The following is a 12,326-nucleotide window of genomic DNA, read 5'->3' as shown; positions in this document are numbered from 1 at the left end:
TCATGGTTCCTCACTTTTAGTTTCCGTAATCACTGGTGCGGTATAACCTTTCAGTTTTGGCCAAACGCCATTTACAATCTTTTTCAATTTCAACTTTGAAGGATCGACAACCACATGTTTGATTTTCTCTCTCCTCCAGGTGTAGATGAAATGTAACATACCATCGGCAGTTTGAATCACTGCAGGATAAGAATACTGGCTGATGGGTGAATCCTCTAAAATCAATGCTGCAAACCATTCTTTTCCATCTTTTGAGATGGATACATTTAATGGTGTACGAGGCCCTTTGGCCAGCTCGCCAGGAGGCAAAACGTGATTGTAGACCAGTACATGCCGACCGTCTTTCATCGTTACGGCATCCGTTCCTGAATTATTATTTGGTAAAGAGGTTTTGGTTAATGCCGACCAGGTTTCGCCGTTATCTTCAGACCAGGATTCTACAATGGCACGGTTGGCGGTTCTGGCCAAAATCTGCAATTTTCCATTTCCATGTTGCAGGATACTTGGCTGGATGGCTTTGATTCCATTTTCAGGAAGTGGACCAACTGTTCTCCAGGTTTTACCATTGTCTTTGGTCACTTCGAAATGAATCTTCCAGCCGTCGCCTTCTTTACTCGATGGCGCAAAGAGGTTTCCATTGCTTAACAAAACAGGTTTATTTTTTACAGGGCCGATATAACCATCAGGTAATTTAGTGGCATCAGACCAGCTTATCCCGCCATCTTTTGAAGTTCTCATCATTCCCCACCACTCAGATGGTTTAGGTCCGATTTTGTAAAACAGTAATAAATCACCGCCAGGAACCTGATATAAAACCGGATTCCATGTAGGTAATCTCTTACCATCAGGCTGGATCCCATTAGCAACTGAAACTGGTGCTAACCATTTACCATCTACGAATCGGCTGATGTAAATTTCCACATCCGGATTCCGTTCTTTTGTTCCGCCAAAAAATGAGGCTACTAAACCCGTAGGCGTTTCGGCTATGGTAGCCGAGTGACACGATGGGAATGGTGCTTTATCATACAGAAACTCTTGTTTGACAACGCCTTTTTGCCATTTTTCTACCTGGGCCTGAGCAGTAATTGCGACCGCGAAAACAAGTCCTATTGTGAAGTATATTTTTCTTTTTAACATCATATTTCTCTTAATCGTCCTCTTATTTCCACACGTCATTCCCAGCTCGACTGGGAATCCTAATGCTTTCGCTATACTTTTATTTTGCTTTAAGATTCCCGCCTGCGCGGGAATGACGGCAGTGCTAAGGAACTATTTATTGTTTTGCCTTAGCCGCCTTTTCTTCTTTTATCTTTTTGGTATAAGCACTGTAAAGCGCTCTCCAACTGCGGCCATTGTTATTCAGCATTTGTTCTGATTTCGTTTTGTAAATTTCAAAAATGGCCGAAATCTGTTTCATGTTTTTATAATCGACAGCTTGTTCTCTGGCTTGTTTCAAAAAAGCTAAAATCTTTGCTTCTTCATCTGCCGTTAAATCAGGAACAATAGCTTTATAACCTTTCATCGTGAAATCGACCTTTCCGATGGTATATTTATCTAAAATGGTCTCCACTTGTTCTGGGGTTAAGTTTTTTCTTAATCCATCCATAAGCGACTGATGAACCGTTGATGGCATGGCAGAATCGGCAATGATCTGTTTGTCTAAATCACTTAATTTATTGCCTGTAACCGGGTTTATCCCATCAGGAACCGTTGATGAGGGGTGATCGTTATGCCAATCTCTGATGGTGGTTAAATGAACGGCAATGGTATTTTCCACAGCAGTTTTTTTCGCTGCATCGGCTAGGTTTAATGAGGCGACCCATTCTTTGGCCTTCGTCAGGATTTCTCCGGGCACCACCACATCTTTCGTTTGACTGAATGCGCTTACTGAGGTGAGCAGTAAGGCCATAATCATCAATGTTTTTAAAAACTTTCTCATAATTGTATTTTAATTATTGTTTCGGTTCGTGAAGACACAAACCGAGGCTTATATACATTAATCCTTTCTCGCCATGGTTCGTGTCTCCACGGACCATGATTTTATTTCCGCTCCACTACAAAAGCATAATCGCCAGAGCCAAGCTCATAAACTGCCCTGTTATTATCCATTTTTACAAATTTTAAATCCTTTATAGACTTATTTTTTTCTGAAACTTCATTTTTATTATTTGCAGGAATGTAAACTAACGCCGTTGTATTTGCTGGGATGGTCATGTTCCAGTTAAATTGATTAGCCGTTTTGCTATAACTGCTTTTGATTAGCCCATAAACCGAATGGTAACTGGCATTAACTGCGTTTAAACCACTAATCATTTCTGGTTTCATGATGATCTTTTTAAAAGCAGCGCTTTCTGATTTTATACCGGCCAGGTTTTCATAATACCAGATGAGCAAATCACCGAGCATCATCACATGGTTCTGCGAGTTCATTTTCGGATCGGCCGTGTTGCCATTCCACAATTCCCAAATGGTTGTGGCGCCATTATCAACCATATAACCCCAGCTCGGATAAGTTTTCTGTGTGGCCACTGTATAGGCTAAATCTGGCCGGCCGTAGTCGTTTAAGCAACGCATTAACCATTGGATACCTACCAAACCATTACTTAAATGTCCTTTATTGGTTACTTCAACCGTGTAGGTGATATTCTTAAATACCTGATCTACTTTATTCTGCGGAACCATTCCAAAATAAAGCGGAATGATATTGTCGGTTAATGCATTTGAGGCATAATAACCTTTGTCGTTATAATATTTCTGGTTGAAAGCTTTTTTTATCTTATTTCCCAGAAGCTCATACGCTTTTGCATCTTCCTCATTGCCAATTGCTTTACCAAACTGAATCATCAACTGCGTGAAATGGTAATAATAAGCGGTCGAAATCAGTTCAGAAGGATACTTTTTATCGGCACTCTTTCCTCTGCCAAAGTCGATGGTAATGGGTGGCATACACCAATCACCATAACTGTCTTTAGTCAGGATGTAATCTTTCATGTAACGGTCCTGCATGTAAGCCAGCCATTTTTTCATTGCCGGATAGTTATCACGTACAGCTGAAACATCCCCCGTTTGTTTATATAACATTTCGGTAACCAAAAGCATCGCTCCAGGCCAGGTCATGTTGTCGCTATAGTAACGCCAGAAAGCTGGAGCAACGTCCGGAATGGCGCCATCCTCTTTCTGCGAATTCCTGATGTCCTGCAACCATTTGGCATAAAACCGACCATTGTCAAAAAGAAAACTTTCTCCGTAAGCCACAGCGCCCCTATCGCCTAACCATGGCATGCGTTCGTTACGCTGAGGACAATCGAGCGGGATACCTTTATAATTGCCGGCAATTCCCCACCAGGCATTTTTAAAGAGCTGATTGGTAAGCGCATCCGAAGTTTCGAATGTTCCAACGGTTTTAATATTATCATAAATCATTTTGCCAACAAAATCATTCACCGATGGCTGGTAGGTATATCCCGAAAGCTCTACGTATCTAAATCCCCGGTAAGCAAAAGTAGGCTCCCAGGTTTCTAACGCTGCTCCTTTTAAAGTATATAAATCCGTACATTTTGCATTGCGAAGATTAGCTGTAAAGAGTTCTCCATTATCTTGTAACGACTCAGCAAAACGCATTTTGATTTGCTTTCCTTTTAAACCTTTTACCTTGATCTGCAACCAACCCACCATGTTTTGACCCATATCTAAAATGTATCGGTCGCCAGAAATTTTAGTGATGGAGACAGGTTTAAGCGTATTCATCACTTTCATGTTTTCATTCATCTGGGCTTCAATCACGCCTGTTGGTTCCTGAACAAATGCTGCTTTTGTCCATTTACGATCATCAAAGCCAACCTTATTCCAACCCGTTGCTTCTTTTGTCGCATCATATTCCTCTCCATCATATTCGTTATTGGTTCTGATGGGTCCATCGGCTGTACCTTTCCAGCTATCATCGGTATCAATGTTAGCGGTTGTTCCATCCGTATAAACGATGTTGATGTTCATCAGCATTTTTGGGAAACCGAAGGTTTTGATTTTATAAGGTTTCTCGTTCTGGCGCATGGCAAAAAAACGTCCATTGCCCAGAATTGTACCTACCGCATTTTTTCCATTCTGAATGTAACTGGTTACATCGTAAGTGTTGTATTTAACATTTTTGGTGTAATCTGTAGGCGATGGAGACAATACATCTTCGCCAACCTTCTTTCCATTGATGAAAAGTTCGTATAAACCTAAGCCAATGATCGATGCGGTTGCTGATTTTACCGTTTTTAAACTCTGGAATTCCTTTCTGAAATACCTGGCTGATAAACGAGAATCGGTTTTGATATTGTCCCAGGCGAACGCCCTGTCGAAACCTATCCAGCCCTTTGGCCAATCTTTGTAGTATAACAAACCCATCGAAAAATAACTGTTTGCCGACCACTCGCTTTGACCAACGCTTGTCCAAACCTTTACTTTCCAATAAGCTTTCATGCGACTGGCTAATCTTTTTCCGTCATAAGCTACATGAATAGATTCAGCAGAATTTACTTTCCCCGAATCCCATAAATCGCCCTCATTTGCACTTAATTTCTCAGGCGAAGAAGATACCAAAACCTGATAAGCCGTTTGCATTACATTTCTTTCTTTTGAAATCATGTGCCAGGCCAAACGAGGTTTTAAAACATCAATTCCTAATGGATTTTCAAGCATCTCGCAGGTGGTATTTTGCAACGAAACTTGCGCTATCACTTTGGAAAAGGATAGAAACCAAATGCCAATGATTGCTATGTAGATTTTAATGTTCATTTACGCTTGATTACACAGATTTATTAATTGCACTGATTCAGTTATTATTTATTTGCTCCCGCTGATTTCAAAGATTAACGCAAACCAATAATTCTGTCCGCATAAATCCGCGTTATCTGCGGGCTATTCTTTCTTCTTTAAAGATCAATTCGTCATTGCGAAGCTGGACTTGCGCGAGCTGAAGCAATCTTTTTTATTAAACTATTAACATTCTTTTAATCTCCCTAATGAGATTGCTTCCTCGTGCCTCCTCGCAATGACGACGCGTTTGTAGAAAAATCAAAATACAAGATCATATCCAATGCCCTGCCCGGATCTTTATCAAAATCGTAATAAATATTCTTCATTCCCATTGGTCCGGTTGTTTCGGGTTTTTGGGTCTTTGTGCCAATTGCCGAAATCCCGTTCATAAATGAAATATCTCCACCCGGGAATGTCGGACTCATGTTATCGTATTCAGTATCTTTCGATTTCTTAGGGGTAAATAACCTCAAGAAAACATCTTCTTTATCCGTTACCACTTTAAACGATTGTTGTTTTCCGATAAATTCACACCAATACATGTTCGAATAATACCCCTTAAATTCAGGATATTGCCAGGGTGCTTCGCCTGTTGCAGCATTGTTGTAATCCTTTTTCCAGATGCCGAATTGTGTGCCTTTCATTCTGTTTTTCCAAACCCGGTACGGCCCGTTTCCTTTATATTCAACTGCTTTAATCTCGGTTTCAGGATAAGAAAAATTTAATCCAACAAAATTGGTAAAGTAAGCCGATGGGAAGTATTTCACTTCCATTTTTAACCAACCTGATGGATAAATTATCCATTGCAAGGTGTTGTAACTTTCTTTCTTATCAAATGTGGAAGAAATAACTAAATTGTCTCCATCCATTTTAGTTGTGAATTTTTTGAAATTATTGATCCCCTCCTGCAGAACCGGGCCATTCGAAAATGGAATCAGTCCTTTGGCATTTTTCGCCTGCTGCAATAAACCTGTTGTTTTATCGAAAGTCAGCTCGATACCGTTTGCAGAAACCTGATAAACTTTTGCATCTTCTTTTAAATTCACTTTCGAAGAACCTGTTTTTACCACCATTTTCGCTGCGTCATCTTTAGGTAGTGCAATCGGGAAACTCCAGGTAAATAATTCCTTGCCGTCTGGTCCGTTAGCCGTTAAATAAAGGGCATCGAAATTTCTCCAATCTGTTGGAAGATTGATTTGTAGTTTCCCTTTTTCGAAAGGTTTGATATCCGGTGCATCAGCTTTACCAGATTTGAATGCTGCATCATCGCCAGCCTTTAACTTCTTTAATTTCCATTCGAAAGTGCATTGATTAAGGTTGGTAAATGTATAACGATTCTCCAGTAAAAATGAACCATCAAAGCCAGCTGTCATTTCTCTTTTCTCTACAAAAACAGGGCTCCATACTTCTTTAATGGTAAAAAAACTGCCTTCTTTTTCGTGGTATGGACCCACAATCCCGTCAGGGCCATGGTTTCCATCGGTATCTAGTTCACCGTTTTTATCGGTGCGCACCACAGCCTGATCGGCAAAATCCCAAAGGAAACCACCGGCAGAAAGCGGATTGTTCCACATGGCATTCCAGTAATCTTCAATGCCTGCACCATGACCGCCATCCCACATGCCATGCAGAAATTCAGTTGGCATTAAGATGTTATGTCCGTGATCGTAATTCCCGATTCCGTAGTTAAATTCGCGGTAATGTGTGGTTTCAAATCCACCAAAAACTTCCCAGGGGTGAATTAAAGGTCTTTTTTGAAGATCTTCCTCAGCGAACAGATGATCAAGTTCGCGGTTATGCCCGCCCTCATTTCCATTGGCCCAAAATATAATCGAAGGATGATTTTCATCATTCAACATCATTTCTTTCATCAATTTGGTTCCCGTTGGCGTATTGTAAGTACCATGCCAGCCTGCTAATTCGTCCATTACAAATAAGCCAAGTGAATCGCAAACATCCAGGAAGTGTCCATCTGGTGGATAATGCGACATACGAACGGCATTCATGTTCATTTCTTTCATTAACGAGACATCCGCAATGCTGATTTTTTTACTCGTTGTTCTGCCTGATGAGGGGTAAAATGAATGACGGTTTACACCTTTGAATTTCATTTTCACACCGTTTACATATAAACCATCGCGTTCCTTTACTTCGATGGTTCTAAAGCCGATCTTTTTCGAAACCTGATGGATCGCTTTACCATTTTTAATTAAAGTAAAGTTTGCGGTGTACAAGTTTGGAAACTCTGAAGACCATAATGCCGGATTGGAAAACTGATGATTCAACTGTATATTTTTACTTCCCTTTTCTAAAGAAGTTGCAAATCTATCACCGAACTTCTTTCCGTCTTTTCCAAAGAGTGTTACTTCAATTTTGTCAGCATCTCCTGAATAACTCAATTGAGCATTTAAATGCCCGTCAGCTTTTGCATCAGTCTGGATTCGATTGATATGTGTTTGCGGTAATGATTCAAGATAAACCGGTCTGAAAATTCCCCCAAAAATCCAGAAATCTGCTTTTCGTTCAGCTTCATTAACCGATTGATTGGCAGAATGTTTAGACACCTTTACCTCTAGTAAATTATCGCTACCGAGTTTAATCAGCTTAGTGATATCGTATCTGAAAACATAAAACGATCCCTGATGTATTTCTCCGGCAAGTTTTCCGTTGATTTTAACCTCAGTATCGGTCATCGAACCTTCGAAAACAATATTAATCTTTTGGTTTTTCCAGGCTGCAGGAACTTTAAAAGTGTATTTATAAAGCCCCTGTTCCTTCCCTTTATTTTCTTCTTTATTGAAACCGTAATTATATTTCCCAAAACCTTGCAATTCCCAGTTTGATGGAACGGGAATAGTTGTCCACTTGCCAGAATTTGCGCCAACTGTACAGAAGAAATCCCAATTAACGGTATTATCGTTTCCAGTTCCTGATAGATATAATTTCTCTGTTTGTTGTGCTTTTACAGCGCCAAACATCATCATCAAACAAAGGAAAAGTATAAATCTGGTTTTCATTAATTCGTTTTAAATTGATTGGTTAAAGGATTATCGGTTCTGAAAGGCAAGGCCGGTAAACCGTTACTATAAAAATTTCCTGATGGATTTTCTGTCCAGTTGTAACGTACTGCCACGGGGCTTGCAATCTCTTTTGCCGAAACAACAACTTTTCCATTTTTAACAACAGCTTCTGCATTAATGAATTTACCCTCTTTTCCGGCAATTGTAAATCCGGTTAATGGAATAGCTGAAGTTGCTTTCAAATAATCGAAATCCAACAAAGCTTTGCCATTTGAAAAGTTCACGCTTTTGTAAATGGGGCCAGAAAAATCTATTTTTTGATGGTAGGTTTTACCTAAAGCAAAAAGCGCCAATCGTCTGCCTACCTCCCATTTATAGGTTGGGTGCAAATCTCCGCCGTTATCGTTTAAATCTGAAGTAGAAATCATTCCGGTATTTGGCAAGCGTAAAACCTGCTGCTGAGCTTCCCAAAAGTTAGGTTCTGTATCAGCCGTTAATACTACTTTATCACTTTTTTGCTTACTGTAATCGTATGGTGCAATTTGCACGTAATAAAATGGCAATTGCTCGCCCCAGGCTTTACGCCAAAGATTTACTAAAGTTTTTAATTTGTAAGCATAACTGATATTTTCATTCAAAAAACAGTTGGTTTCGCCCTGATACCAAAGGAAACCTCGGATTTTGAATTTCGCAAGTGGCTCAATCATCGGTGTATAAAATTTTCCGGGGTCGTTGCTTACTTTTTGGCTTTTAAAATATGTTTCCTGAGCAAAAGCTTCCGGAGAAATCCATGGCTCTATTGCACTACCCGAAACTGACGAAGAAATTATGCCAACAGGAATACCCAATTTCTCCTGCACTTCTTTAGCGAAGAAATAGCCTGCGGCCGAGAAAGCCCGTAATGCAGAATCTTGTGCCATTGCCCAGCTTTTATGAATCGAATCTGGTTTATTCAATTGCTTGCGGTTGACCAGAAAAATCCGGATCTGTGGGTTTTTAGCTTTTTCTACAGCATCAGATGGAAAACCCAATTTTTCGTTCTTCGGCTTAGGAATTTTAGCCAGCTTACGCATTTGATATTCCATGTTCGATTGCCCTGAACACAGCCAAACTTCGCCGACCAAAATATTGGTTAGTTCAATTTTGTTTGTACCTGAAATGATCATCGTTTGTGCTTTCGCCGATGTTTTGAGCGGAGATAAAACAACAAGCCAGTTCCCGTTTTTATCGGTAATCGTTTCTTTTTTATGACCTGCAAAGGTCACTTCTACTTTTTCACCCGGCGCAGCAAAGCCCCAGATATTGATGGCTTTATCCCGTTGCAGAACCATATTACTCGATAAGATTTGCGGCAGGAGGATTTTTGCGTTGGATGATAATGACCCTAGAATGAGGACTAATAGCATGAGAGATTGCTTCTTTCCTCGCAATGACGAACTCATGGACACGCCAGAACGCAATGAGGGAAAAACTGTAAACTTCAAACTGAATACTGAAAACTGTCTCAAAATCCCTCCGTTTTTAAATATTTAATTGAATATACAGCCTCGTTTTTCTCAGATTCTCCTGCATTTTTCAAATCGTAAGCTTGATCAGCCGGGGTATCTACATCTGGAAAACGGCGAACATCTCCTGTACGGAAAACAATTCGCGAAACATCGGCTACCGGCTGAAAAGCCAGACTCGTTAAAACCTCTTTTCCATTTACAGTGATGGTGTAAAACCGGGTATGTGCATCGAGTTTCAATTTGATATCATAGCTTTTTCCAGCCTCATATTTCATGAAGTTTTTATAACGGGCGCCAGCCTTTGCACTTAATACACCAGCAGTATCAAAAGTCAGGCGAACTGTAGCCATTCCTTTAGTATCTTGCAATTCGATTTCGAGTAAACCGAAATTATTTTGCTTTGGGGTAACCGAAAACGAGGTCATGATTTTTTTAGATGCAGGGAATATCCGCTCTGCTTTTGCATAGTCAAAGGGGTCTTTATCCTTTAAAACCAAAGTTCCATCTTCAACTTTAACTGGCGCCCAAAGCGGACTGTAAATATTCCACATTTCGAGTGCTTTTCCTTTAGGTAGCTTTTCAAAATCATCATTTACATGCTGCGTAGCTTGATCATTAACGGGCACAGGAACTGAAGAAACCCATATATCTTCTTTGTTCATACTGTAGGTTACCCATAATTTACCATCTGCTGGTTTCCCGTTTCCTTCTTCTATACCACGTACATATTGCGGACCATAAGATTTGTAATTACCGCCATAACGCATGGGTGTGATCTCGCCATTTACCAACAAAAGATTAGTGTAATCTAAACCATTTTTACTGGTCGAAATGGCTAATGGCCACCTATATTCTGAAGGGTTGTACACCGTTGCATAATTTCCGTCTGAAGTTTTTTGCCCCCAGATTTTGGCATTACTGTTTACAAAACCTGGAGCACGCGATGCATTTTCCGGCCAGCTTTTGCCATTATCATTGCTAATTGCTGTTAAGGCATTTTTCCATAAACCCACCACTCTTCCGTCGGATAGATGATAGTAACTGAATGCTTTATACTGTTTTTGTAAAGTGATTAAAGGATCTTTCCGATCTGCTTCCTCGTTCCATTGTTGAGTCATTAACTTATTTGTCAATAACTCATTACAAGCCTCAATAAAAGCTTTACTTGTGCTTTTAGTATATAGTGGATACTTCGTATTTTGCTCTGAATATCCGGGATTGTAATGAATGAAATAAATCGGGCCGTATTTTCCATCGGCTTGAATTTCTCTTACGGCCCTGCCAATTCCGTGACCATCGTTAGGATCGTCTTTAGCATCGAAACTGATGGCATAAAAACCCAAAACCAAAAACACATTTTTAGTGGAAACATAAAAGCCCATGCGCTGATGCATCACGGCATCTAAATCTTTTGCCACATCGGTTCTTCCCTCCTTTGTTGTTCCATCCGGAATTCGGTAAATTGGAAATACAACATCAGGTTTGGTCCAGCTGTAGCCATCCTTTGATGATTGAACTAATGTTTGTCCTGGCGGAATGCTCTCGCCAACTTTATCACTTAAATATTCGATGTAAAATTTGTTGTTCCAATAAGCCAGCATTGGCGCGTGGTTATAGGTCCAGCCGAAGTTTTCGGCCAGTTCGGGGTGTTCTCTGTTTGCACGGAAAGTTTGAATGCTGTGCACACCCATTACCGGCGAAAGTTGACCATGGTGATAATCTGCATTAACCAAAGTTTTACCCGTGTAACGTACGGTATCCTGTGCCTGCGAAGTTAATAGCGCAAGCGTAAATGGCAGGGTTAAACAAAGTATTTTAAATGTATTCATGTTATGTTTTTTACCACAAAGGCACTAAGAATTAAAATCTTTTATTCGCTAAGTCGTCATTGCGAGTTTCCGATCCTTCATCGGAACGAAGCAATCTTTTTTGCCCAATAGATTGCTTCACGCACTCGCTTGTTCCATTGCTTCAGTTCGCAATGACGGCTCGTTTACTACTTTAATAAATTCTTAATCACTTTCCTTTTTACTTTTATAATCGTTCCGTGTTTGTGTCCTTCGGGGATGGAAACCTCCGATGTCACATCTTTAAAAGTTTTAAAATCGGCTGTTTTATAAGCCGAGTAAATTTTCTGCCCGTAAGCATCGAAATAGATCAACCAGTCGTTTTTTACTTTTACTACCGTTGGCCCTTCGGTTAATTTCGGACTAAAAGTCCCCGAAATATTTTCGTAGGGTCCTAAAGCATCTTTTGCAAACGCCACTTTTAAATTCCTGTTCGGTCGTGTATTATCCTTCAAAACCAGCACATAATCCTGGGTGGCGCGTTTTACAATAACCGCATCAATAACACTAAAACCAGGATCAAGAAACAATTTCGGTTTCGAGAAGCTTATAAAATCTTTTGTGGTAATGCTGTACATCCGGTGATTGTTTTCTTCCTCTTCTATTCCTTTAGCAAAGCGGAATGGTATGGTTGAAGCCCAGATGATTACATATTCTCCTTTTTCATCATCATAAAAAATTTCAGGTGCCCAAACATTTACCGTCTTGGGTTCGCTTTCCATTACCGGAAGGAACTTCTGTTCGCTCCAGTTGATCAGATCTTTTGAACTGGCATAACCAAAACCTTTATCACCTTTCCAGCTACAGGTCCAAACCAAATGAAAAGTACCATCTGGTCCTTGTACAATGGATGGATCGCGTAAAACTTTTTGCGTTCCAACTTCAGGTTTTAAAAATGTTTTATTTAAATCTGTCCAATGGTAAGCATCGTAGCTGTATAAAAGCCTTAATCCTTCGTTTGCCGGCTCATGAAAAGACGTAAACAGGTAAGCTTGTTTTGTACAGGATGTTAATCCACAAAACAGCCAGCCCATTATAGCTAAGCGAAAAAATGATATTGACTTTGTTTTAAACACTTTTTTATTTAGTTATTTTTATTCTTTAGTGATCTTGCTTTGGCCTAACGCCATACGCCTTCCGGTACACGCTTC

7 protein-coding genes are annotated in these 12,326 nt (G+C 40.1%); all 7 read right to left on the bottom strand.

What is annotated here, in order from left to right; translation table 11 throughout:
• A complete protein-coding gene (locus tag AC04QZ_RS02770) occupies positions 1-1,140 on the bottom strand; it encodes a sialidase family protein (protein ID WP_478356483.1) in 1,140 nt (379 codons plus the stop codon).
• Between the two features lie 133 nt (positions 1,141-1,273).
• Positions 1,274-1,939: a DUF3826 domain-containing protein gene (locus AC04QZ_RS02765; RefSeq protein ID WP_478356482.1), complete on the bottom strand. Its 666-nt coding sequence runs from the start codon at positions 1,937-1,939 to the stop codon at positions 1,274-1,276.
• Positions 1,940-2,040: 101 nt separating this feature from the next.
• Positions 2,041-4,779: an alpha-L-rhamnosidase gene (locus AC04QZ_RS02760; protein WP_478356481.1), complete on the bottom strand. Its 2,739-nt coding sequence runs from the start codon at positions 4,777-4,779 to the stop codon at positions 2,041-2,043.
• A 224-nt stretch (positions 4,780-5,003) separates the two neighbouring features.
• Positions 5,004-7,817: a glycoside hydrolase family 2 protein gene (locus tag AC04QZ_RS02755; protein WP_478356480.1), complete on the bottom strand. Its 2,814-nt coding sequence runs from the start codon at positions 7,815-7,817 to the stop codon at positions 5,004-5,006.
• A complete protein-coding gene (locus AC04QZ_RS02750) occupies positions 7,817-9,151 on the bottom strand; it encodes a sialate O-acetylesterase (protein ID WP_478356479.1) in 1,335 nt (444 codons plus the stop codon). Before AC04QZ_RS02750 ends, AC04QZ_RS02755 begins: the two co-directional genes overlap by 1 nt.
• 173 nt (positions 9,152-9,324) lie before the next feature.
• On the bottom strand, positions 9,325-11,157 hold the full coding sequence (locus AC04QZ_RS02745) for a six-hairpin glycosidase (RefSeq protein ID WP_478356478.1): 1,833 nt from the start codon (positions 11,155-11,157) through the stop codon (positions 9,325-9,327).
• Positions 11,158-11,324: 167 nt separating this feature from the next.
• Positions 11,325-12,209, bottom strand: a complete 885-nt coding sequence (locus AC04QZ_RS02740) for a glycoside hydrolase family 43 protein (protein ID WP_478356477.1) — start codon at positions 12,207-12,209, stop codon at positions 11,325-11,327.
• Between the last annotated feature and the right edge of the window lie 117 nt (positions 12,210-12,326).

It is taken from the genome of Pedobacter folensis (genome assembly GCF_056490665.1).
Note: the sequence above shows the minus strand (reverse complement) of the source record. Positions and strands in the feature narration are given on the sequence as shown.